Source organism: Pseudomonas uvaldensis (genome assembly GCF_021271205.1).
Taxonomy (GTDB): Bacteria; Pseudomonadota; Gammaproteobacteria; order Pseudomonadales; family Pseudomonadaceae; genus Aquipseudomonas; species Aquipseudomonas uvaldensis.
This window is the reverse complement of sequence record NZ_JAIWKS010000006.1, coordinates 474,740-498,670: the sequence shown is the minus strand read 5'-3', so window position 1 is coordinate 498,670 and position 23,931 is coordinate 474,740. Positions and strand designations below refer to the sequence as shown.

The following is a 23,931-nucleotide window of genomic DNA, read 5'->3' as shown; positions in this document are numbered from 1 at the left end:
GATTTATTTCCAAAGGTGCCCGCCATGCCTTGGCTGCAAGTACGCCTGGCCATCAGCCCGGAACAAGCCGAAACCTACGAAGATGCGTTCCTTGAAACAGGCGCCGTGTCGGTAACCTTCATGGATGCCGAAGACCAGCCGATCTTCGAACCGGAACTCAATACCACCCCGCTGTGGGCCCATACCCACTTGCTGGCGCTGTTCGAAGGCGGCACCGAGGCGGCCACCGTACTGGCCCATCTCGAACTGCTGACCGGCAGCCCTCTGCCGGAACATCACAGCGAAGTGATCGAAGACCAGGATTGGGAACGCAGTTGGATGGACAACTTCCAGCCGATGCGCTTTGGCCAGCGCCTGTGGATCGTGCCGAGCTGGCATGCCGCACCCGAGCCAGACGCGGTCAACCTGCTGCTGGATCCGGGCCTGGCGTTCGGTACCGGCACCCATCCGACCACCGCGTTGTGCCTGGAATGGCTCGATGGCCAGGACCTGAAAGGCTGCAACGTACTCGATTTCGGCTGTGGCTCGGGAATCCTGGCGATTGCCGCGCTTCTGCTGGGCGCCAGGGAAGCGGTCGGCACGGACATTGACGTCCAGGCCCTGGAGGCGTCTCGCGACAACGCCGGACGCAACAACATCGCCCCTGAATTACTCCCGCTTTATCTGCCGCAGGATTTGCCGCCCGTCCAGGCTGACGTGCTGGTGGCCAATATCCTGGCCGGACCGTTGGTATCCCTGGCGCCGCAACTGTCGAGCCTGGTCAAGCCGGGCGGACGCCTTGCACTGTCAGGCATTCTCGCCGAACAGGGCGAAGAGGTTGCCGCTGCTTATGCCGCGGACTTCGATCTGGACCCGATAGCCAATCGTGATGGCTGGGTGCGCATCACCGGACGTCGGCGCTAGAATGGCCGCCTGTATTCACCGGATTGCCGCATGACCGACAGTTTCGTCACCCAGTGCCCGCATTGCCATACCAGTTTTCGCGTCAGCCATACTCAATTGAGCGTGGCGCGCGGGGTGGTTCGCTGCGGCTCGTGCCTGCAGGTGTTCAATGCCGCACGACAGCTGCTGGAGCAACGAGCCGCCAAGGAAGCCGCTGCCCCCATTGCTCCGCCGACCAAGCCTGCCGCCGCCGAAACGCCACACCGTGCAATCAGCCAGAAACAGTGGACCGCCGCCGAACTGGACCTCGATGACCTGGACAAGGAACTGGCTCGCCTGGAACGGCGCGACAAACGGGCACCGGGCAATACCGGTCGGCGCCGCGAAGACAGTCTGAGCGCGCAACGCGACTCCCTCTCCGATGGGCAGGAGTCCTGGCCGGACAGTCTGTACAGCGAGTCCCCCGCCGAACGCTTCGAAACTGCCATCCAGGCACCCGTCGAGCCGTTCTCGCCCCACGAGCCGGCCCGGCCGCCGCGCACCGAACCTTCTCTGACGCTGGCCCTTGAACCCCTGGAGCCAGACGACGAACCTGTCGCCCCGCTACGCCTTGAACCCGTGGACGAACCAGGCGAACACCTTGAGCGCCTGTCCGCCACGGATGATCTCGACGAGGAGCCGGAGCAAGCGCTGCCGTCGCGCAAGAAGCGCGAGCGCCAGGAGCCCGGGATACGTGCCGAGGTCCTGCAAGACCTGGACGACGATCCGCTGCAACTGGACTGGCGCAAACGCCGCTCGCCCTGGGGGCGGCGCCTGCTATGGAGCCTGCTGATACTGTTGGCTGCGGCGGCCCTGGCCGGCCAGTACATTGCCTATCACTTCGAGGAAATGGCCCGCCAGGACCAGTATCGCCCCTGGTTCCTGCAAATCTGCCCGGTCATCGGTTGTGATGTGCCCTCCAAGGTCGACATCGCGAAAATCAAAAGCAGCAATCTGGTGGTGCGCAGCCATCCGGAATTCAGCGGTGCCCTGGTCGTGGACGCGATCATCTACAATCGTGCGCCCTTCTCCCAACCGTTCCCGCTGTTGGAGCTACGGTTCGCCGACCTCAACGGGCACTTGATCGCCAGCCGCCGCTTCAAACCAGTGGAATACTTGGGCGGCGATCTCGAAGGCCGCGGCGAAATGCCGCCCCAGACGCCCATCCATATCGCGCTGGACATCCTGGACCCCGGGCCTAAAGCAGTGAACTACAGCCTGAGCTTCCACTCGCCCGAGTGACGCGGCCAGGGTCAGTCGTTTGACGGCAGCTTTCTGACCTGGCCCAGCCAGACCAAACCGCTGGCGATAACAAACCAGCTGTTCAGATTTTATCCAATTCCATCTTTATCCAGTCATCGAGAGCGGGTATCATGCCAACCCTTTTTCGAAGTCTCATGATCCGGCCCCACTTCAGGGAAGTCCTATGTCGGCGGTACGCATCGGCCCATATACATTGCAGAACGGTCTGGTTCTCGCCCCCATGGCGGGCGTCACTGATCAGCCCTTTCGTCAGATGTGCAAACGATTGGGCGCCGGTCTTGTGGTTTCGGAGATGGTCACCAGCGACATGACGCTGTGGAACACCCGCAAATCGCGTCTGCGCATGATCCACACAGGCGATCCCGAGCCCCGCTCGGTACAGATTGCCGGTGGCGATGCGCGGATGCTGGCGGAGGCGGCCCGGGCCAATGTGGCGTTGGGCGCGCAGATCATCGACATCAACATGGGCTGTCCGGCCAAAAAGGTCTGTAACAAGGCCGCCGGTTCCGCGTTGTTGAAAGATGAAACCCTGGTTACCGAGATCCTGCGAGCGGTCGTTGCCGCGGTCGATGTACCGGTGACCCTGAAGATCCGCACCGGGTGGGACCGGGACAACAGGAATGGCCTGACGGTGGCGAAGATCGCCGAACAGGAAGGGATCACGGCGCTGGCGGTCCATGGCCGCACCCGTGCAGACCTGTACACCGGCGAGGCCGAGTACGACACCATTGCCGCGATCAAGCAGGCGGTGTCGATTCCGGTCTTCGCCAATGGCGACATCGATTCACCCGAGAAGGCCCGGTATGTATTGGACGCGACCGGTGCCGACGGCCTGTTGATCGGCCGGGCTGCCCAGGGGCGGCCATGGATTTTCCGTGAGATCGAACATTTCCTGCGCACCGGTGAAAAGCTCGCTGCGCCGCAATTGTCCGAGGTGGAACGTATTCTGCTGGAGCATCTGGCCGCGCTGCATGCCTTCTATGGAGAAGTCATGGGCGTACGCATCGCTCGCAAGCATGTGGGCTGGTATCTCGCAACCCTGCCGGGCGCCAGGGAGTTTCGCGCCCGCTTCAATCGTTTGGATGGTACGCAAGCACAATGCGCCGACGTTCAGGCCTTCTTCGCTGAACGTTACAAGAGCCTGACAGGGGACGAAGGGGTGGCCGCATGACGATGATGACCGAGACTTTAGTGAGTGGAATAACACCCGTGAGCGACAACGTGAATTTGAAACAGCACCTCAATACGCCCAGCGAAGAGGGTCAGACCCTTCGCGGGAGCGTCGAAAAGGCGCTGCACAATTATTTCGCCCACCTTGAGGGCGCTGCCGTCACGGATGTGTACAACCTGGTGCTTTCCGAAGTCGAGGCACCCCTGCTCGAAAGCGTGATGAATTACGTCAAGGGCAACCAGACCAAGGCCAGTGAGCTGCTGGGTCTGAACCGCGGTACCCTGCGCAAGAAACTCAAGCAGTACGATCTGCTGTAAGCATTCAATCAAACCAGAAAGGCGCCCGCGTAAAAAACGGTCGCCTTTTTTGCTGACTTCCCTTGCTTTTGATGGAAATTGAAATGACCGACCAGACCACCCGCCTGCCGATCCGCCGCGCCTTGATCAGCGTCTCCGACAAGACCGGGATCCTCGAATTCGCCCGCGAGCTTCAACAGCTGGGCGTCGAGATTCTTTCCACCGGCGGGACCTTCAAGTTGCTGCAGGACAATGGCGTCGCCGCAGTGGAAGTCGCGGACTACACCGGTTTTGCGGAAATGATGGACGGTCGTGTCAAGACCCTGCATCCAAAGATCCATGGCGGAATCCTGGGCCGTCGCGGCATTGACGATGCCATCATGAACGAACACGACATCAAGCCGATCGATCTGGTGGCGGTCAATCTCTACCCGTTCGAAGCCACCATCAGCAAGCCTGGCTGCGACCTGCCGACCGCCATCGAGAATATCGATATCGGCGGCCCGACCATGGTCCGCTCGGCAGCCAAGAACCATAAGGACGTGGCCATCGTGGTCAACGCCAGCGACTACGCCAACGTCCTGGAAAACCTCAAGGCCGGTGGCCTGACCTACGCACAGCGTTTCGACCTGATGCTCAAGGCCTTCGAACACACCGCCGCCTATGACGGCATGATCGCCAACTACATGGGCACCGTGGACCAGGCTGCAGAAACCCTGAGCACCGAAGGCCGCAGCGAATTCCCGCGCACCTTCAACACCCAGTTCATCAAGGCCCAGGAAATGCGCTACGGCGAGAACCCGCACCAAAGCGCGGCGTTCTACGTGGAGGCCAAACCGGCCGAGGTCGGCATTGCCACCGCCACCCAGTTGCAAGGCAAGGAGCTGTCGTTCAACAACGTGGCCGACACCGACGCTGCGCTGGAATGCGTCAAGAGCTTCGTCAAGCCTGCCTGCGTGATCGTCAAGCACGCCAACCCGTGCGGCGTGGCCGTGAGCCCGGACGCCGAAGGCGGCATCCGCCAGGCCTACGAACTGGCCTACGCCACCGACACCGAGTCGGCCTTCGGCGGCATCATCGCCTTCAACCGTGAACTGGACGCCGAGACCGCCAAGGCCATCGTCGAGCGTCAGTTCGTCGAAGTGATCATCGCCCCTTCGGTCAGCGAAGAAGCCCGCGCCATCGTCGCTGCCAAGGCCAACGTGCGCCTGTTGGCTTGCGGCCAGTGGTCGGCCGACCGTGCACCGGCCTGGGACTACAAGCGTGTCAACGGGGGCCTGCTGGTACAGAGCCGTGACATCGGAATGATCGGCAGCGAAGACTTGAAAGTCGTGACCCAGCGTGCGCCGAGCGAGCAGGAAATCAACGACCTGATCTTCGCCTGGAAAGTCGCCAAATACGTCAAGTCCAACGCCATCGTCTACGCCAAGAACCGTCAGACCATCGGCGTCGGCGCCGGCCAGATGAGCCGTGTGAACTCGGCCCGTATCGCCGCGATCAAGGCTGAACATGCCGGCTTGCAGGTCAAGGGCGCGGTCATGGCTTCCGATGCGTTCTTCCCGTTCCGTGACGGCATCGACAATGCGGCCAAGGTGGGGATCACCGCTGTGATCCAGCCGGGTGGTTCGATGCGTGATGCAGAAGTCATCGCAGCCGCCGATGAGGCCGGCATTGCGATGGTGTTCACTGGCATGCGCCATTTCCGCCACTAACAACGGCCCCTGTGGGAGCGAGCCTGCTCGCGATAGCGTCGGATCCGCCAGCATTGTAGTCAGCTGACACACCGCCATCGCGAGCAGGCTCGCTCCCACAGAAAAGCACCTCAGCAGTGCTCCACAGAATCAGCGTCATCCGAGGTTTTTGAAATGAATGTTTTGATCATTGGCAGCGGCGGCCGTGAACACGCCCTGGCCTGGAAAGTGGCCCAGGATCCGCGTGTACAGAAGGTCTTCGTGGCGCCGGGCAATGCCGGTACGGCCATCGAAGCCAAGTGCGAGAACGTCGCCATCGATGTGCTGGCCCTGGAACAACTGGCCGATTTCGCTGAAAAGAACGTGTCACTGACCATCGTCGGTCCCGAAGTGCCGCTGGTCGCCGGGGTTGTCGATCTGTTCCGCGCCCGCGGCCTGGACTGCTTCGGCCCGACAGCCGGCGCCGCGCAGTTGGAAGGCTCGAAGGCCTTCACCAAGGATTTCCTGGCGCGCCACAAGATCCCGACCGCCGATTACCAGAACTTCACTGAAATCGAACCCGCCCTGGCGTATCTGCGGGAAAAAGGCGCTCCGATCGTGATCAAGGCCGACGGCCTGGCCGCGGGCAAAGGCGTGATCGTCGCCATGACCCTGGCCGAGGCCGAAGAAGCCGTGCGCGACATGCTCGCCGGCAATGCCTTCGGTGACGCCGGTTCTCGCGTGGTGATCGAGGAATTCCTCGACGGCGAAGAAGCCAGTTTCATCGTCATGGTGGATGGCAAGAATGTCCTGCCAATGGCCACCAGCCAGGACCACAAGCGCGTCGGCGACGGCGACAGCGGCCCGAACACCGGCGGCATGGGCGCCTACTCCCCGGCGCCGGTGGTTACCGCCGAGGTGCACCAGCGAGTGATGGACCAGGTGATCTGGCCGACCGTGCGTGGCATGGCCGAAGAAGGCAACGTCTATACTGGTTTTCTCTATGCAGGTTTGATGATCGACAAGGCTGGTAACCCAAAAGTCATCGAATTCAACTGCCGTTTCGGCGATCCTGAAACCCAGCCGGTGATGCTGCGCCTGCAATCGAGCCTGGTGCTGCTGGTCGAAGCCGCCCTGGCCCAGGCGCTGGACAAGGTCGAGGCCCAGTGGGATCCACGTCCAAGCGTCGGCGTCGTTCTGGCCGCTGGTGGTTATCCAGGCGATTATGCCAAGGGCAGCGCGATCAGTGGTCTGGATGCCGTTGCCCAGCTGGAAGGCAAGGTTTTCCACGCGGGTACCGCGTTGAAGGACGGCCAGATCGTCACCGCCGGCGGTCGCGTACTGTGCGCCACCGCCATGGGCGCCAGCGTCGGCGCCGCTCAGCAGCAGGCGTACAGGCTGGCTGCCGGAATCGATTGGGAAGGCTGTTTCTACCGCAAGGACATAGGCTATCGTGCCATTGCCCGCGAGCGTGGCGAAGATCTGCAATAACCCGGCCTTTCAGCCAGGCAGGGGCGTGTGGCCCTTGCCTGTCTGCCGGGGCACCGCGCATAGTTATAATCTGGCCTCAACCTTTGAAGGGATTTCGCCGTGCGCTGGCTCAGGATTGCCATAGGCTTTACCGTCACCCTGCTGACACTGCTCTGCATGCTCCCGGCCCAGGCCGCGCCAGGCAGTGGCTGGGCGGCATTGCTCGACGAACAGGGCGACCTGAAGCTGAGCGACATCCGCTCCGCCCGCTACACCAATCAATTCAGCCCCATCGATCTGGACCGCCTCAGGGCGGCCGAACCGGGGGGCGCGCTATGGGTGCGTTTCCGGCTGGCACCCGACAATCATGAACAGATCCTGCGCATCTTCGCCCCCGACCTGTCGCGCCTCAACCTCTATGTGCTGGACGGCGACGCACTGATCGACCAACAGATCGGCGGCAATGCCCAGCCTCGCACCGAATCTTCCGTGCCCAGCAGCGATTTCATGCTGGCCCTGCCTCGTAGCGACAAGCCGCTGGACGTCTACCTGAGGCTGGCGTCCCGACACGAACTGCGCCCGTACATCACCCTGCAACCCGCGATCATGGCCGCCGCCGATCAGAACCAGACCCTGATCTACGGGCTATTGTTCGGCTGCATCGCCATGCTGATCCTGCACAACCTCACCCGCTACGCCTATACCCGCTCGCGCAGTTGCCTGTGGCTGGCAGCGTGCGAGGGGCTGTTGATGTTGAGCCTGGTACTGCTGCTGAACCTGGCCGGGGGCTGGCTGCCGGACTGGCCAGCGGTGCAGACACCGGGCGCTTACCTGGCCCTGCTGTTGACCGCGCCCTGCGGCCTGATGTTCGCCTACCGTTTTTTCGCCCCCCTGGGGCCGCACCCGCTGAACCGGTTGCTGCTGGGGGACATCGTGTTCATCATGCTGTGCTGCCTGTTGCTGCTGTTCGTCAACACGCTGCCGCTCAACATCATGACCTATGCGCTGGTGGCCCTGGCCGGCCTGAGCATGTTGTTCGTCAGTGCCTGGCACTGGCAGAAGGGCTATCGCCCGGCCCGGCTGTTCGTCGCGGCCATGGTGGTTTTCAACCTGGGCACGCTGATTATCCTGCCGGCCTTGCAAGGCCTTACGGAAGTTGCGCCCCAAGGCCTGATCGTCACGTTGATGGTTTTCATCTGCATCAGCGGCCTGCTGATGAGCGTAGCCTTGGGCGAACTCCAGCGTTCGATCAACGAGAGCCGCTTCAGCATCAGCCGCGACCTGGCGGCGAGCAATGCCGAGATCAATGCCAAGGCGGAGTTCCTGGCCAAGATCAGTCATGAGATCCGTACCCCGATGAACGGCGTACTGGGCATGACCGAACTGCTGTTGGGCACGCCCCTGTCGGTCAAGCAGCGCGACTACGTGCAGACCATTCACAGCGCCGGCAACGAATTGCTGACCCTCATCAACGAGATCCTCGATATCTCTCGGCTAGAGTCCGGCCAGATCGAACTGGACGACGTACAGTTCGACCTCAACGCCTTGATCGAGGATTGCCTGAGCATCTTCCGCGCCAAGGCCGAACAGCAGAACGTGGAACTGATCAGCTTCATCCAGCCCCAGGTGCCGCGGGTCATCAGCGGCGACCCGACGCGGCTGCGCCAGGCGTTGCTGAGCCTGCTGGAAAATGCCCTGAAGAAAACCGACGAAGGCGAAGTCCTGATCGTCGTGGCCCTCGACGAGCGCAGCAACCAGCCGCGCCTGCGCATCGCTGTGCAGGACAACGGGTCGCCCATGGACGCCGAGGAACGCGATACGCTGATGCACGCCGAGTTACACAGCAAGAACTTCCTCTCGGCCACGCGCCTGGGCGGCAATCTGGGGCTGGTCATCGCCCGTCAGCTGATCATGCTGATGCACGGCGAATTCGGCATCAAAAGCGGCCAGCAGGGCAGCACCTTATGGCTGACCCTGCCGCTGGATCCTGATCGCCTCGAGCATCCGACCTCCGACCTCGATAGCCCGCTGCAAGGAGCACGAGTGCTGGTCGTCGATGACAACGAAACCTGCCGCAAGGTTTTGGTGCAGCAGTGCAGCGCATGGGGCCTGAACGTCAGCGCGGTGCCTTCGGGCAAGGAAGCGCTGGCGCTGCTGCGCACCAAGGCGCACTTGCGCGATTATTTCGACGTGGTCCTGCTGGACCAGAACATGCCCGGCATGACCGGCATGCAACTGGCGGCCAAGATCAAGGAAGACCCCAGCCTGAACCACGACATCCTGTTGATCATGCTCACCGGCATCAGTAACGCACCGAGCAAGATCGTGGCGCGCAACAGCGGGATCAAGCGCATTCTCGCCAAACCGGTCGCCGGCTATACCCTCAAGACCACACTGGCCGACGAGCTTAACCAGCGCAACAGGGGGCATGGCCCCAGCTTGCCATCGAATGCAGGCCCTACCGCACCGGTTAAAGTCCCCAGCGACTTTCGCATCCTGGTGGCCGAGGACAACAGCATTTCCACCAAGGTTATCCGTGGCATGCTCGGCAAGCTCAACCTGCAACCCGACACCGCCAGCAACGGCGAAGAAGCTCTCAAGGCCATGAAGGAACGTCGCTACGACCTGGTCCTGATGGACTGCGAGATGCCGATCCTCGACGGCTTCTCCGCAACCCAGCAACTGCGTGCCTGGGAAATGGGCAACCAGCGGACCCGCACGCCCGTGGTCGCCTTGACCGCGCATATCCTGGCCGAGCACAAGGAGCGGGCACGCCAGGCGGGAATGGATGGTCATATGGCCAAGCCGGTAGAGCTGTCGCAGTTGCGGGAGTTGATCGAACATTGGGTCGCCCAACGCGAGCAGCAGAACCGCACCGCGCAAACGTCCTGAGCCGACAGACGTCACATCGCCTGATAGACTCCCGTCGTCCTCCTCCGCCTTGAGCCTCGACCATGCTCCATGTGCTGTTCAGCGTTTATCTGAAGATGCTGGTGCTCTATAGCCCGTTCTTCGTGTTGTCTTGTTTTATCGGCCTGACCCGCGGTTATTCACGCAAGGAACAACGGCGCCTGGCCTGGAAGGTCGCGATCGCGACGCTGGTTTCCAGCGTCTTGCTGTATTTGTTCGGGCGGGTGATTTTCAGTGTGTTCGGTATCACCGTGGATGCGTTCCGCATCGGTGCCGGCAGCGTGCTGTTCATTTCGGCGCTGGGCATGGCCCAAGGCAAGTCGGCCGTACAGACCGATAATGTTCAGCAGGACGTGACTATCGTCCCGCTGACCATTCCCTTGACCGTCGGCCCCGGCACCATCGGCGCCTTGCTGGTAATGGGCGTGAGCCAGCCGCACTGGGACGACAAACTCATGGCTATCATCAGCATCGCCCTGGCCAGCTTCACGGTCGGCGTGGTGCTCTACCTGTCCAGCCGCATCGAGCGGATCCTCGGGGACCAGGGCTTGCAGATCGTCAGTCGCCTGATGGGGTTGTTCGTCTGTGCGTTGGCCGCGCAGATTATCTTCACCGGGGTGAGAGGCTACCTGGTGCCTTAGCGCGACGATTCCCTTCAGGCCTGCCGGCGACGATTGAATCGTTTTTTCAGGACTTCCCTACGGTGCTCTCCCAAGTACTCTTCGATGTCCTGGCGGAAGTCTTCATAACGCGCCGGATTGAAGGTCACGTAGGATTTGCCACGGAAAATTTCCCGTGCCGAAGATTGCCAGTTCACAAACAGAACGCCGCCGTTATTCGAAGATCCGGTCTGCCTGATCGAAGCGGACGACGCAATCAGGATGCCGTTGGCCAATTGTTCGCAGGGAATGACTGACAGACGCGCTCCCTCGGGCGTCTTGACCTGGCTGTTGAACAAATTGAGGGTGGGCTGATCCTGCTTCAGACCGTCGATCGTGGTATTCACCACGGCGCCCAGCACCGCTGCCGCCGGAACGCTGGCCTTCACCCCATCGATGATTCCTTTGACGATATCGCTGATCACGAAGTCCATGTCCACACGCTGGGAACTCTCGGAGTAACGGGTATAGCCGTCATCGGCCACAAAACAGCCCAGGTCATGGAGGCAGCGGATAAACGAGTCGTACCACGCCAGGGTGTTCTTGCCGCCAGGCACCTCGAAGTTGGCCTCCATGATTGCCATGGTCATGAGGTTTTCCATAATCGCCATGTTGGTGAGCGACATGTTGTTGCCATAGCCCAACAAGGCATCCCCCAGCATCAGTGCATCCAGGTCCCTGGTCGGGCTGTCAGTCAGTTCGGCGGATCGACGCACGCGCCGACTGGTGGTGGTGGTGGTGGTCATGGTGGAGGTCAGAGCCTTGCGCCTGTTGATACGGGCGCCGATCAACTCGATACTCTGGGCAACACTAACTTCACTTTCAAACGCTTTCATATAACTTCCTTTGTTAATTAATGACCGCTCCCGCGGACAACAACAATCTAATTTATTATTCGGAGAAACCACAACAAAACCCCATTACAGCATATGTAACCTTGGCTTTATCCCCACGATAAAATATCCGGTTTTAATTTAGACGATCACCCATATACACACTCTCCGCTCACCGTTGTATTTATGCATAACAACCACGACGGAGACTTACCCTTGAACAACGAAGCACTGACCGGACTGATCACAGGCCCCAATCTGTTCTCTTATATCGGAACCCTTGCCCTGCAAGACCATAACGACATCGCCGACTGCCACAACATCGCCACTCGATCGGCTGATCTGGGTCATAACCGCTACACCGAGTCCAGAGGCTGGTTCGAAGAATACGCCCGCACCTTGAATTTCCTCGGCTGGTCGATATATGGCGACTCCATCCTTACCCGTACACAACACATCGTGTCGGGCTCCGTGGCCGATTTCCTGGTCCAGAGCGCCCAAGCCATGAGAGATTCACGGCAAGCGAATGCGATGATCGATACCCTCGACGCATTAAGAACCGATCCCCCCGCAATGCTGTCTTTCGACAGAGAAACCAGCGAAGGCGAGATTTTTCAGATTATCCCTGCCCGCTACGATGCACAGAACAACCTGAATATTGCCGTCTACAAATTAGAATTGAGTGTCGCTATAAAGAGGCACCGATTTCTGTTCTGGGACTGGGAAAGACGTTCGGCCACAGTCGTCCAACAGCGAGCCTTTCTGCGACTGGACAGAAATGAACTGGACCGGAAAAGAGCACTTATAAAAAACAAACTGAACGAGCAGTTCATGAGGCGATTCAACCTGAGAAGAATCGCCTCATGAACCCAGTGAATGAGTCAGCCGCTCGCTGCTCTTAATCCGCGAGGCTGTTTTCCACAACTTCCGCAACGCCCAGCAACGCTTTCAGCGTTAAGCCACCCTGGGCGTTCTGCCGGGTGTCCATCCGCTGTATCAACCTCGAAACGGCATAATCTCCATGGCCCTTGAAGCTGAGCACGACGTCACCCCGCAAGCTGATGTCCCTGGCATACGCCTCTCGGAAGATGATGCTGTGACCATTGTCCGGGTCTATGATCACCAGATGCTCGTCAACAATACTCAACAGCAACCTGTCTGGCTCATCCAGCTCCCAGATCATCTTACCGGGCCCTGTCGCCGTGCTTTCAAGGGTATGCCGACAGTTGAGCACGACCGCCTCGAGCCTCAGCCAGGCCGCCTTCGACAGCCGAAAGCTCTTCATCCCCCGCCCCATGCGCAGGACCAGCGTCGTGACACCATCCGGCATCAGGGGCAGGAAGTCATCGATCTGCCCCTCGACGACCATGACTTCGCCATCGCGCTGCACGTAGCTGAGGGAACCCGCGAGCTCCATGCCCGGGTAAGTCAGCAGTTGTCCATTGCTGTTCTGATGGATCAATACGTTACTTTCGCGCTGGGTTCCAAGCACCTCGAAGGATCCCGGAATCGCGGTCCGTGGGATACGAATCATGCGTTTGCTCTGAGTGACGAACCATTTCAGGTTTTCAGGATCCTCCACCGACAGCAGTGAACTATGGGATGGATAGTCCATCAGGCGCTTGAGCGCCTCGCGCTCGCGTCCTCCCTGAGCGGCGACCCACTCAAGCGTGACACCGGTCATCAACGCCGGCTCCCGATCCCGCAGCGAGACCACCACGCCTTCGAATGTCACGCCACGCAGCCCCGCCCCTTCGACCGTCAGTTCGACAAATTGCCAGGGTGCCCATTCGCGTTGCGCAACGGGTAGCGCATCAGCCTGCAATAATCGTGAACCTGTTCCGAAGGCCGATGCCAGCCGCTGCGGGTCGATAAAACCCTGGCGATAGACCTCTCCACTCGAAATATCGAACAACCAGGCCGCCTCTCCATCCGGGGTTACTCCCAGCAAGCGCACTTCCTTGCCATGACCCGGTTCGGCCAACAACACCCGGCTCCCGACGCACCAGGCGCACAGCTTCGCGTCGCCATTGAAGTTGCTCAAGCCGATAAGGGCCAGGCGCTCGTCTGGGCTGCGCCGGGCCAGTGAAGCCAGTTCGGACCACCACTGCGGCCGGTCTTTGAACCAGGACTCAGTCACGCCTCCCAACTCCAGGTCTCCCCGATCCGTCAGGTTGTAGAACAAACCATCAGTAGTCAGCGCCAGATACCCAGCCTCGACAGCAATGACATTTTCCAGCTTGTCCGGTCGATGGAACCGGCTGGACCACTGTCCTTTGCCCTCCACCAGAGAGCGCTGCCTGCGACAGAGTTCTTGTTTGAGCCTGTCATAGATGACAAATACGTCGCTGCCGTCAGCTGGCGCAAGCAGTGTCAGGTCCGTCATGTTCTTGATCGAGTCCGACCATCCACGATAACGATTGCGTCCCGGTGAGGGACGGATGATCAACTGGTCGCTGCCGCGAACCCAGGCCATGTCCCGTAGTGACTCTTCAATCTTCCAGCAAACGGAAACAAACGGTGCCGGGCGCCAGTTGACCGTGACGAAGGTATCGTCATGACCGGCATAGGGCGTAACCGGATAAGCGTTGCCCAGCACCTGCGTCCAGTCGGCCAGCGTCTCACTGGCGCTGAAAATGGATTCCAGCGTCGGGTCCAGATCTCGCGTTACCGAACTCAGCAGCAACTGTCCCTCATGGATCACATAGACCAGTTGCTCGGTTGTCTGGTCATTGCGGGTGATCTCCTGCACCACATGAATCACACCCTGCGCGTCCGCCTCGACGACCTTGATGACAGTCGCCGTCTCGCTCGCGGCCCAAAGCCAATAGCGATGGCTCAACAACCCGGTGAGCGCGTCGACTTGCCAGATCAGCAGGCTCTGCGGCTCGAAGAAGTAGGCATAGCCGCCGGCCACCGCGCCCAGCGAGGCATCCTCGGCGCCCGGCAGGTCGTTGCGGATATACAGGAAGCGGTCTTCCCTGGCGTCGTACCAGGCGGTGATGTACCGGGGTTCATCCGGCTTCTCGAACGGAATCAGGTAGCGATGGATCGGTGTGTAAGGCAACGCCAGGCGGTGTTCTTGAACCAGAGCCTTCAGGTGCGCTTGCAGGGCCTGTCGATCCACGCCCGATGGCATGTCCTGCTCGATGAGGGTGAGCCTGCCGGTCACCGGCTCAACCCTGAGTATCCGATTGTCGGTAAGCCGGAGCAGCACTTCGTGATGGCCGTCCCCTGTGAGCGTCACCTCGATGTCGCCAATGAACAACTTGGCCTGTTCCTCCAAGCGGACTTCACTCTCGCGAGCCCAAGGAGCATCCAGCACCCAGGTCGACTTCTGCAACCTCAACGCCTCGAACGTCAGGTTCGCGCCGGGACTGAGCAATAAGTTGCAACGTCCGCCGGCACCACGGACCCGGTAGTTGATTTTTCCGTGCCAGATGGCGGGAAGAGCAGGCACCACCAGTGAGCGCTCTTGAGCGTCGAGCATGATGTCGATCACGGTCGGCCGATAGTCCGGGACCATCCGGTAGAGGATGTAATCGCTCGGGAACGAATAGAACGAAAACAGGAACAGCCATCCACCATCGGCCTTCCTCTTCTCCAGGCGCCGTGCCGTGTCGAATCCGGTGTCATGGCGCAACCCGGCGAATGGCAACGCCTTGTATTCATAGCGGTAGCAGGTTTGCGGCACGCAAGGCAGCACAATTGCCTCGGAGGCGGGCGGCATATACCTGACTCGATCCGTCAGCCCCAGCTCTCGCCGGATGTCGATCGCTCGTTCGTAGTCAGGATCGAAGGTCGGCACACCGAAATGATCCCGTAACGGATACAGCCTGGGACTGTCCAGCTGAAGTCGGCCACGGGCCAGATCCAAGGTCTGGATGATCAACGAGGGACGCGGCAACCAGGTTTTGCCGTGGGCATCAAACCGATAGGCCTGCAGATGCGCCTTGGTCACCTCATCGAAAAACAGCCCCACCTGCCTGGCCTCCTCGGCAATGCTTGCAAATCCCTGGGCCAAGGCTGCCAGTCCCACCGCCAGCCCGCCGAGGATCACCGCCGCGCCCCCGAGAACCGCTCCGGCGGTCGTGGAGCCGGCGGCGAGCGCTCCCGCCGACAGCACCAGGCCGGCCGAGTCGAACGCCAGTTGAGTGCCGAATTGGGCCCGGGCGACCTCGTCGGTTGCTGTCGCCAGTTGATAGATGTCGAAACCGACATTCGCCAGTTGCAGCACGCCGCCGGTGGCTTCGCTCACACTGGGCCCCACGGCAGCCTTGACCACCGGAGCGACGGTGCGCGCGATCAACTTCTCTTCGGCCAGCGCCTGTCGGACCAGACCGACCAGGCCCGCGACATCGACCACATTGCCGTGCACCAACTGCGCGTAATTGACGTAGGCATGCAACCGTACCGCCAGGGACAGCGGCCGATCAGGCCCCTCATGCTCTTTGAGCGCAATCATCAGTGCCTGGATGGTGAAGCCAGCGTTGAGGGTATGAACGCTGCCCACTTCGGCAGGATCGCTCGCAAAGGCGGGTTTATTGGCCAATGCCAGGAAACGCTCCGAAAGGTAATTCTTGATACGCAGGAGCCGATGATCATCCGAGATGACTCGAACCAACTTTTCGGGGTTTTGCGGATCGATCAGGCTCACCCGGTACGTACCGTCCGGCGCAATCTCCAGGGTTTCGAACAGAGGAACCCGTAGGGAGGCCGCCGGATTCTGCTGCCAGAGCCGCGTCGTCACCTGCGCGATCTGTTGGCCCCACCAGTGGCCGTCCAGTGCCAGCAGGCAACTGCCGAGCCGGGGATTGTTGATCAGCGATTGTCCACGGGCACTGGCCAAGCGTTGTTGCACAGGGCGTAGCCTCTGCCCGGGCAAGGCACCGGGTTGTAGCAATTGCGAAACCTTGATGGCGTCAGGCAATGCGATCTTCGAGATTTTCGCACCGTCCAACTCGAACAGATCGAAGGTCGGCCGTGTCGCCTCTCCGTAGGCGGCGTAGTGAGCGGCCATTCCCTGCTCGAGGAAAAATCGCTCCAGTGCCTGCCTGAACCGCGTGGCATGGGTGAACTCGAAAAGACCGAAATTCGGATCGTAGAAATGATAGGTGCTGCGTTCGCCCTCGAAGGTCCTGCCCACCAGCATGGCGTGGTTATCCGAGTTGAGCATCAGCGTACTGGTGGTCGCCCTGGCTTGCAGGACTTCCACCACCGCCTTCAGGTCCGAGCGCGCAAGTGCCACACCGACCTCGCTCGCTTGAACATCACGCAAGGCTTCCACCCCTTGCAGGAAGGTCACGCAATCGCTGGCCTCGGGCTCGATGACCCCCAGGTAGAATCGCTCGCGCAGGGTGTTCACCGCGGCCTTGTCCGTCGACAACGCGGCCGCCATGACCAGGCTCAGTGGATAACAGCGCCCGCCCACCCTGTCGCCTTCGCCCTGGAGCAGCAGGTCCTGCGGCACCAGCTTTATCGCGTCGGCTTCAAAGCCATCCAGGACGACACCGAGGCGCTCAATGACCCGCACACGGTATTCAAGCTTCGCCAGCCGCTGGATCCGAGTCACTCGCTGCCCCCATTGGCGCAACGTCAACGGCTGCTCCAAGGCGTTTTTCTTCAATCCCAAAGCGGTTTCAGCATGCACGGCCGGGTAGTCGACAGGGTAGGCCAGCCCGGCCAGGAATGCCGGTGCGCGCTGTTGGTACAACGCCTGCTCGATCACCGCATAACTGCCGGCGGTACCTCGTTCACCCAGGTTATTGGCCAGGTTATCGAGCTGCGGGCGAACGGCGTCGAAGCTGCGGTTATCCAGCGACTGTGCACCGATCAAGGTCCCCAGGAGCAGACGCTGCAGCGGACTCAACTGTGCCGCTTCAAAACTGCCCTTGGCGAATCGGTCCAAGAGTTCGGCGACAGAAAGCCGTTGCGTCTGTGGATCACCCAATGACGCTGGGGGCAGCAGGCTGGCGCTTTGAGTGCGGATCGACTGGCGCGCCTCGAAACTCAGCGGTATTGGCTGGTCGAAGGCCACCACACCGGTATGGCTGCGCCCCATCATTGCCATGAAAGGTGCACCCAACTGATCGGCCAGATGCTGCAGCAGGTCGGTGGACAGCACATGGCGTCCTTCCATCAACGGCCAGCCTTCATCGAACTGGAGCGTGCGGTATTTGAGCAGCTCCTCCAGCTCACCGGCGTAACGGGCCTTGAACCGGCCTTCCTGCCAGCGTTTCTTCTCGCTATCGAGCCAATGTCGGGTGTCGCTTTCGTTCTCTTTCCAGGAATGATCCTGCTCTTCTTCGGTAGCGCGGTTGACTGTGGCAACGGCTGGAATGGCGATTTCGGCCCGCCAGTTCTCGGCACTGCGAGGCGTGAAGTTCGCCCGCTGATAATCGGCCATACCCTCGCGCATAGCGCCAGGCCCGGTCAGGTAGATCGTTACTTCGCTCTGGGGACGAATGCCGTCGCTGTAATACGTCGCGGCGGCCTGCACGAGGAAGGACACCGCCATCTCCGCTTCCGAAGGCAGCTCATGCAGCGGACCAAACACCTCGGTCGCGGCTTGCTGCGCCAGACCGGCCATGGTGTCGACATCGATAAGCGCGACGTTTTGCTCGTCGGCCAGGCGAGCGGTGGCGTCGACGACCTCATAATTGAGCCGGAAACGTTCGAGCACCGTCTCGATCATCGCCGCTCCCGGGTGGGCCATCAGGAAAGCATTGCTCAGGGAGTTCTGCTCAGCGACGGCACGCAGTTCATAGGGGCGCGCAAGACGCTCCACCGGGGTGCGAAAAACCTGATTGAGCTCCGGCTTGCCGTCGGCAAAACGCGTGAGCGCCTCGATATTCTCCGACGGGATCTGCCCCAGATAGTCGGTGTATTGGTGACGCAACGTCTGACGGCCGGGCATCCATTCGGGATTGCGGTCGAGCAACAATTGCAGCACGCCCAGGCGTGCATCGGTCTTGAACCCGCGGATGTCCACCCCGCCCAGTTTTTCCTGCAACGGCGGCAAGTTGTCGACATCGGCATAGCTGCCGCCTTCGTTGAACAACGCTTCGAGACGCACCACATCGGAACCCGAAGCCAGATTGCAACGCAGGCTGATCTCGCGCTCGTAAATATCGTTCAGGTGCAGCGGCACATCACCGCGGGCAAGGTCGCGCAACGCCAGATTTCCTTCGGACACAGCCGATAGACTGAGCCGGTTAGCGGCCTTCAGAGCAGTCAGCCGCGCCTTGTCCTCACCATAGGCCCGGACCAGCAGGTCGATCCTCGCGTCATCGGCGCTGCCGCCGTTTTCCACGAACTTTTTAATGTGCGCGAACATTTGTTGTTTCAAGACGATGACCCGCTCTTCATAGCGGTCGCCCAACTCGGAGGGATCGATAATATCTTGTGCGCCATTGACCATTGCATCGGCCTTGGCGGCCTCAATAATGATCCGGTTGGTTTCATACGCCAATAACGCATCGCTGTCATACCAGAGATTAAGTTGATAGCCCTCGCCGGCCATCACCTTTTTCCAGACAGTTATATAGTCGCGCTGAATGGCACCGATGCCGCCCCCCAGCCAGACGAAGTGCAATTTCTTCGGCACTTCAGTGGCCGGTATCTTCAGTTGCTCGACGCTGTGATGCAAACGTTCTTCATAATCTTCCACAGTGTCGTGGATGTACGTCAGATCAACCGCCGTGGTGCCACCCGACGGCTCCAGTTCCGCCGTGCGGCGACGTCTGCCGCCCCGTTGCAGCGCCCCCAGCGCATGCTTGAGCAGCCCCAACGGTTCCAGCATGCCAGGCGCATCCAGCGCGGCTATACAGCCAAAGTAATAACGCAGCACTGCATCGTACCGATCGGTGCCTTTATACGGGACCAAAGCCTGTTCAATATCCTTCAACTTCAACAAACCGACAAAATCGACGTAACCACGCAGCGATGTAAACCTGGTTCCACTCATGAACAATACTTCCATTTATTGCATGTAAACAGGCCGGGGCCTGCATCGAAAAACAGTCATCCACAAGTGCATCCCGGCACCTGCACGTTAACGTTCGGAAAATAAATTTCTCGATGACCTTGAATAAAAGTAACTCACGATCAAGGCGCCACTCAAACCCAATAAATTTCCAAATAAAAAACAAACTCAAAGTGGCAAGCGCACGCCATCCACAAGTGACAACACTTATCGAGCGACTCTAAAAGGACACAGACGAATGCAGCGGTTATGGCAGCCCGAACGGGCTGCCGAATCGAATCAACGAGGTTTGCTGCCGTACCAGCGCGGCGTATACACCCAGTCGCCCCCTTCAGCGCGGGGGAACACACACGTGGTGGAGGACCCCACCAGCACCATGGTGCGCATGTCCACCTGGTCCGGGGCCAGTTGTCCCAGGGTGGTGACCCTCAGGGTCTGGCCCGGACGACCGATGTCGCGCCCCAGGACCACCGGAGTATCAGGCGTGCGATGCTGCGCGACGATGTCCAGCGCCCGCCCCAATTGCCATGGCCGCGACCGGGAGATCGGGTTGTAGAACGCCAGGGCCAGGTCGGCCTGCGCCGCCAGGTCCAGGCGCTTCTCGATGATCGACCAGGGCTTGAGATTGTCCGACAGCGACATCACGCAGAAATCATGACCCAAAGGCGCACCGGCCTGGGCCGCCGTGGCAAGAGAGGCCGAGACGCCGGGCAGGATTTGCAGGTCGACGTTGTGCCAATGGACATCCGTCGACTCATGCAAGGCTTCCAGCACCGCTGCGGCCATGGCGAACACGCCCGGATCGCCCGACGATACCACCACCACGGAGCGTCCCCGGGCCGCCAGTTCAAAGGCATGTCGCGCCCGCTGCATTTCTTCACGGTTGTCGGTGCAATGCTGCACCTGATCGTCCCGGAACGGCCCCGCCATGCGGACGTAGGTTTCGTAGCCCAGCACATCGGTAGCGCGATCCAGTTCGGCCCGCACGGCCGGCACCATCAGATCAGCCGCCCCCGGGCCGAGGCCGATCACCGCCAGGCGTCCGCGCCCGCGTCCGATCCGTTGCGGATCGAGGGGCTGTTCGGCCACGGCAATGGCGACGTCATTGACGATTTGCAGCGAAGCCGGTTGGCCCAGAGCCTCGCTCAACCATTGCGCGATATCGTCCCCGGCCGCCGCAAAACGCAGCGGCACGCCCAGAGCCGAGGCCACCTGATGCAACTCCGCACTTGCCATCTCAGTGTCCACTGCCAACAGGCACGCCAGCGATTGCACCGCGAGGCCAGCCTGACGCAAAGCGTCGTCGATGGCAGTGGCAACATTCACCACGCCGGCCTTCAGCGCCACAACTACCTGGCGAGGATAGATACGCAGCTCGTCGACCACCGGAACGGTCGCGCTGCAATCGATGCGAATCGCCAGGCGCGCCCGCTCGTCCTGGGGCAACTGCGCCTGGTCCAGCCAAGGGGCGGCGCCTTCGATGCGTACCGGCTCGCCGGCCAGCAGGTCGGACACGAAACGCTTGCCTTGCTCCAGGTCGTCGAGGCGGTAACCGCTCGGCGGATTGAGCAGGCACGTGCCAAAGCGCAATTCACCGCTGGTGGTGATCGCCGGGGCGACTTGCAGGCAGGCCGCAATCTCCCGGGCCATGACATTGACGCCGCCCAAGCCGCCCAACAGCGGCACTACGGCGCTGCCGTCTTCCGCCACTGCCAGCACAGGTGGCTCGACGCCCTTTTCCAACAGCAACGGCGCCAGGGTGCGAATGACGATGCCCGCCGCGCACAGAGCAATGATCGGCGAGTCCTGGCGATAGAGTTCGCGCAACGTCGCGCCGAACTCCTGGTATTGCCGGTCCGTCCCCTCGACCCGCCCGGCCAGGCCGTGGATCAAGGCGTCGGGATAACGCTGTTGAATCCGCCGGGCCGTTGCAAGACTGCCCGGCCCAAGGATAACGATTGCCGCAGCCTTGAACGTCATCCCTGCCACCGTTCACCCGGCACGATGATCAGCGAGAAATACGGCGAGGACATCGGCTCCACTTCATCCAGCGGCACGATTTTCTGATTGGCCATGGTTGCCCGTTCGACGTACAGCGCCCGCCCGTCCAGACCCAGCTCGCCGAGTACCTGGCGGACCTTGGGAAAATTGCGCCCCAGCTTCATGATCACCGCCGCATCGGCATCGGCCAGGCGGCGCTTGAGCTCGTCATGGGGCAGCACGCCGGACAGCACCGACAGGCTCTGGTTGCGATACACCAGCGGCGCGCCCAGCACCGAGGCGCCGCCGAGCATCGAGCACACGCCGGGAACGACTTCGGCCTCGTAGCGCTCGGCCAGACGATCGTGCAGATACATATAGGAGCCGTAGAAGAAAGGATCGCCCTCGCAAATCACCGCGACGTCGCGACCGGCATCCAGGTGCATGGCCAGGTGTTCGGCGGCGGTGTCGTAGAAATCGGCGATCACCTGTTCGTACGACAGCGGCGCCGGCAGCGCTTCGGTAGTCACCGGGTAGACCAGCGGCAACAACGTTTGCTCTGTCTGCAAATGGCCCTCGATGATGCCAAAGGCGTTGCCCTTCTTGCCCTTGGCGACGAAGTACGCCACCACGGGAGATTCGCGTAGCAGGCGCAGGGCCTTGAGGGTAATCAGCTCCGGGTCACCGGGACCTACGCCGAGGCCGATCAGACGTCCAGGCTGCTGCATCATTCAATCTCCGTAGCGAGGGCGTTGACGGCGGCGGCGGCCATGGCGCTGCCACCCAGCCGGCCTTGCATGATCACGAACGGCACGCCGCGGCTGTTGGCCGCCAGCATCGCCTTGGACTCGGCGGCACCGACAAAGCCCACCGGAAAACCGAGGATCAACGCCGGTTTCGGCGCGCCGGCATCGAGCATTTCCAACAAATAAAACAGCGCGGTCGGCGCGTTGCCGATCACCACGACGCTGCCTTCCAGATACGGGCGCCACAGCTCCAGGGCAGCTGCCGAACGGGTATTGCCCAGTTCATTGGCCAGTTGCGGCACACGCTCGTCGCGCAGGGTGCAGATCACCGGGTTATTGGCCGGCAGGCGAGCGCGGGTCACGCCCTCGGATACCATGCGCGCGTCACACAGGATCGGTGCGCCAGCAGCCAGTGCCTGACGCCCGGCCGTACCCGCGCCGTCGGAAAACTGCAGGCCGTCGACGGCCTCGACCATGCCACAGGCATGGATCACCCGCACGGCGAGTTTTTCCAGGTCGGGCGGGATACGCGACAGGTTGGCCTCGGCGCGAATGATCGCGAAGGAGTTGCGATAGATCTCCTGACCGTCGCGGATGTAATCAAGCATCAAGGGGACTCCGGGGGTGAGCATCGAACCAGTGGCCGAGCGCTTCAATCGTCAGGTTGTGCGCCTGCAACGCGCCGAACCCCGGCAGCGTGGCATCGCGAAAATAGAGGTCGTAGCGACCGGGTCCGACTGCCAGCAAGGTGGCGGGCGCGACATGAGCCGCCGCGCAGGAACGAGGGCAGCCGGTCAGATGGATTTTCAAGGCCTGCCCGTGGCGTTGCAGCCGTTCAGCCAGTTGCCGGGCATCGGCCTTGGTATCGGCCAGGGCCTTGCCGCAGCCGCTGGAGCCGGTGCAGGCGATCAGGTTCGCCAGGGGTTCATCGGGCGAGCACACCAGGCCCAGCTCACCCAGCCGCGCCAGCACCTGCTTCGCGTCATGGGCGCCGACGTTGGGCAGTAGCAGGCTTTGCCAGGGCGTGAAGCGAAGACTGCCGTCCCCCTTCTCCAGAGCCAACTGCGCCGCTCCCCGCAACATGGCGGTATCGAGCCGGCCGAGAGGAGCCTGGGCGCCAACGTAGACCCGGTCGTCATGCTGGGGATGAATGCCGATGTGCAATCCATCGACGGACGCGCCCCGCTGCCAGTCGAGGCAAGGTTGCAGCGCCACGCGACGGGCCAACAGGACGATAAATTCATCCTCTGGGATTTCGGCCAGCAAATGCCGCATGCGTGTCTGATCCGGGCGGGCCAGGTCGAGGAACGACTCCAGCACCATCACCACCAGGGCATGCCCTTGGGCCAGGGGCACCTTCCCGGCCGGTTTATCCAGCGGCGAGCCAGCCAGCCCGAAAGCCAGCCAGGGCTCACCGCGGTGGATAAGCGCTGATAACCACAGGTCATGGTGATGTTCGAGCATCGCCATGGCTTCACCGCCATCCAGTTGCACGGCGAATTTCGCCGACAGCTCATGGAAGCGTTCGTGGATTTGCAAGGTGAGCAGGATCTGCGCGGCCAACGGTCGGGTATCGAACAGCATCTGCCGATCGATCCCGGCCGAGGGACTGAGCATCAGGTTTCGGACATCGTCGCCAGCCGGGGTATGGGGCCCCAATCCAGCGGCCAGCAACTGTTCGATCAGCGCATCCTGCGCGGCGCCAATCCCACGGATCTGCAGGTTGGCGCGATTGGTCGCCTCGATGACCCCACCGGCGAACCGCTCGGCCGCCGACGCCACGGTGTCGGCCTGAACCGATTGAATGGACCCACCGTCGAGCTTGATCCGGCAAATCCCACCGTCCAGCGCCTGGACGACACGCAACAACCCCGGACAACCCGTGGGGCGTATGACGCAGGAGGATGGATGTTCGTTCAAGGGAAAACCGGTCGATCAGCGCGCCGCATCGGCGAAGGACCGCCATTATGCCTGCTTTGACGGGCGTCATGAAAAGCCTGCCGGTCGGTTTCAGTCATGCGCAGTGAC

Annotated in this window: 15 protein-coding genes; 9 read left to right on the top strand and 6 right to left on the bottom strand. The window is 61.3% G+C overall.

The window, feature by feature from the left end:
• The first annotated feature begins 24 nt into the window (after positions 1–24).
• The 8 genes from prmA (at position 25) to LCU97_RS16985 (ending at position 10,342) form a co-directional block, all read left to right on the top strand.
• Complete coding sequence (gene prmA, locus LCU97_RS17020) at positions 25–903, top strand: 50S ribosomal protein L11 methyltransferase (protein ID WP_232777260.1); 879 nt, start codon at positions 25–27, stop codon at positions 901–903.
• Positions 904–933: 30 nt separating this feature from the next.
• The gene (locus LCU97_RS17015) at positions 934–2,163 is read left to right on the top strand and encodes a DUF3426 domain-containing protein (protein ID WP_232777259.1); all 1,230 of its coding nucleotides are present in this window, start codon (positions 934–936) and stop codon (positions 2,161–2,163) included.
• 184 nt (positions 2,164–2,347) lie between these two features.
• Positions 2,348–3,355 carry a tRNA dihydrouridine synthase DusB gene (gene dusB, locus LCU97_RS17010; RefSeq protein WP_053155491.1) on the top strand — a complete coding sequence of 336 codons (1,008 nt, stop codon included), beginning with the start codon at positions 2,348–2,350 and terminating at the stop codon, positions 3,353–3,355.
• Positions 3,352–3,672 (top strand): DNA-binding transcriptional regulator Fis, encoded by a 321-nt coding sequence (fis, locus tag LCU97_RS17005; protein WP_025211617.1) that lies wholly within the window; start codon positions 3,352–3,354, stop codon positions 3,670–3,672. The genes dusB and fis overlap by 4 nt, the downstream gene beginning before the upstream one ends.
• Positions 3,673–3,755: 83 nt before the next feature.
• Positions 3,756–5,363, top strand: a complete 1,608-nt coding sequence (purH, locus tag LCU97_RS17000; protein ID WP_232777258.1) for a bifunctional phosphoribosylaminoimidazolecarboxamide formyltransferase/IMP cyclohydrolase — start codon at positions 3,756–3,758, stop codon at positions 5,361–5,363.
• Positions 5,364–5,516: 153 nt separating this feature from the next.
• Entirely contained in the window at positions 5,517–6,812 is a 1,296-nt protein-coding gene (purD, locus tag LCU97_RS16995; RefSeq protein ID WP_232777257.1) for a phosphoribosylamine--glycine ligase, read from the top strand.
• A 99-nt stretch (positions 6,813–6,911) separates the two neighbouring features.
• On the top strand, positions 6,912–9,683 hold the full coding sequence (locus LCU97_RS16990; RefSeq protein WP_232777256.1) for a hybrid sensor histidine kinase/response regulator: 2,772 nt from the start codon (positions 6,912–6,914) through the stop codon (positions 9,681–9,683).
• A 62-nt stretch (positions 9,684–9,745) separates the two neighbouring features.
• Entirely contained in the window at positions 9,746–10,342 is a 597-nt protein-coding gene (locus LCU97_RS16985) for a MarC family protein (protein ID WP_047227382.1), read from the top strand.
• A 14-nt stretch (positions 10,343–10,356) separates the two neighbouring features.
• Here the strand turns inward: LCU97_RS16985 and LCU97_RS16980 are convergent, their stop codons facing one another.
• On the bottom strand, positions 10,357–11,196 hold the full coding sequence (locus LCU97_RS16980) for a hypothetical protein (protein WP_232777254.1): 840 nt from the start codon (positions 11,194–11,196) through the stop codon (positions 10,357–10,359).
• Positions 11,197–11,409: 213 nt separating this feature from the next.
• Here LCU97_RS16980 and LCU97_RS16975 point away from each other — a divergent pair, with 213 nt between their 5' ends.
• A complete protein-coding gene (locus LCU97_RS16975) occupies positions 11,410–12,060 on the top strand; it encodes a hypothetical protein (RefSeq protein ID WP_232777252.1) in 651 nt (216 codons plus the stop codon).
• A gap of 31 nt (positions 12,061–12,091) precedes the next feature.
• Here LCU97_RS16975 and LCU97_RS16970 read toward each other — a convergent pair whose 3' ends face one another.
• The 5 genes from LCU97_RS16970 to cobG form a co-directional block, all read right to left on the bottom strand.
• A complete protein-coding gene (locus LCU97_RS16970; protein WP_232777251.1) occupies positions 12,092–19,159 on the bottom strand; it encodes a TcdA/TcdB pore-forming domain-containing protein in 7,068 nt (2,355 codons plus the stop codon).
• 297 nt (positions 19,160–19,456) lie between these two features.
• Complete coding sequence (gene cobJ / locus LCU97_RS16965; RefSeq protein ID WP_232777249.1) at positions 19,457–21,157, bottom strand: precorrin-3B C(17)-methyltransferase; 1,701 nt, start codon at positions 21,155–21,157, stop codon at positions 19,457–19,459.
• Positions 21,154–21,885 carry a precorrin-2 C(20)-methyltransferase gene (locus LCU97_RS16960; RefSeq protein ID WP_053155508.1) on the bottom strand — a complete coding sequence of 244 codons (732 nt, stop codon included), beginning with the start codon at positions 21,883–21,885 and terminating at the stop codon, positions 21,154–21,156. The genes cobJ and LCU97_RS16960 overlap by 4 nt, the downstream gene beginning before the upstream one ends.
• Positions 21,885–22,511 carry a precorrin-8X methylmutase gene (locus LCU97_RS16955; protein WP_053155511.1) on the bottom strand — a complete coding sequence of 209 codons (627 nt, stop codon included), beginning with the start codon at positions 22,509–22,511 and terminating at the stop codon, positions 21,885–21,887. Before LCU97_RS16955 ends, LCU97_RS16960 begins: the two co-directional genes overlap by 1 nt.
• A complete protein-coding gene (cobG, locus tag LCU97_RS16950) occupies positions 22,504–23,823 on the bottom strand; it encodes a precorrin-3B synthase (RefSeq protein WP_232777248.1) in 1,320 nt (439 codons plus the stop codon). The genes LCU97_RS16955 and cobG overlap by 8 nt, the downstream gene beginning before the upstream one ends.
• Positions 23,824–23,931: the final 108 nt, after the last annotated feature.

Excerpts from the sequence above, each read along its gene's own strand:
- prmA (WP_232777260.1), top strand. The coding sequence starts at position 25 with ATGCCTTGGCTGCAAGTACGCCTGGCCATCAGCCCGGAACAAGCCGAA.
- LCU97_RS17015 (WP_232777259.1), top strand. The coding sequence starts at position 934 with ATGACCGACAGTTTCGTCACCCAGTGCCCGCATTGCCATACCAGTTTT.
- dusB (WP_053155491.1), top strand. The coding sequence starts at position 2,348 with ATGTCGGCGGTACGCATCGGCCCATATACATTGCAGAACGGTCTGGTT.
- fis (WP_025211617.1), top strand. The coding sequence starts at position 3,352 with ATGACGATGATGACCGAGACTTTAGTGAGTGGAATAACACCCGTGAGC.
- purH (WP_232777258.1), top strand. The coding sequence starts at position 3,756 with ATGACCGACCAGACCACCCGCCTGCCGATCCGCCGCGCCTTGATCAGC.
- purD (WP_232777257.1), top strand. The coding sequence starts at position 5,517 with ATGAATGTTTTGATCATTGGCAGCGGCGGCCGTGAACACGCCCTGGCC.
- LCU97_RS16985 (WP_047227382.1), top strand. The coding sequence starts at position 9,746 with ATGCTCCATGTGCTGTTCAGCGTTTATCTGAAGATGCTGGTGCTCTAT.
- LCU97_RS16980 (WP_232777254.1), bottom strand. The coding sequence starts at position 11,196 with ATGAAAGCGTTTGAAAGTGAAGTTAGTGTTGCCCAGAGTATCGAGTTG.
- LCU97_RS16970 (WP_232777251.1), bottom strand. The coding sequence starts at position 19,159 with ATGAGTGGAACCAGGTTTACATCGCTGCGTGGTTACGTCGATTTTGTC.
- cobJ (WP_232777249.1), bottom strand. The coding sequence starts at position 21,157 with ATGACGTTCAAGGCTGCGGCAATCGTTATCCTTGGGCCGGGCAGTCTT.
- LCU97_RS16960 (WP_053155508.1), bottom strand. The coding sequence starts at position 21,885 with ATGCAGCAGCCTGGACGTCTGATCGGCCTCGGCGTAGGTCCCGGTGAC.
- LCU97_RS16955 (WP_053155511.1), bottom strand. The coding sequence starts at position 22,511 with ATGCTTGATTACATCCGCGACGGTCAGGAGATCTATCGCAACTCCTTC.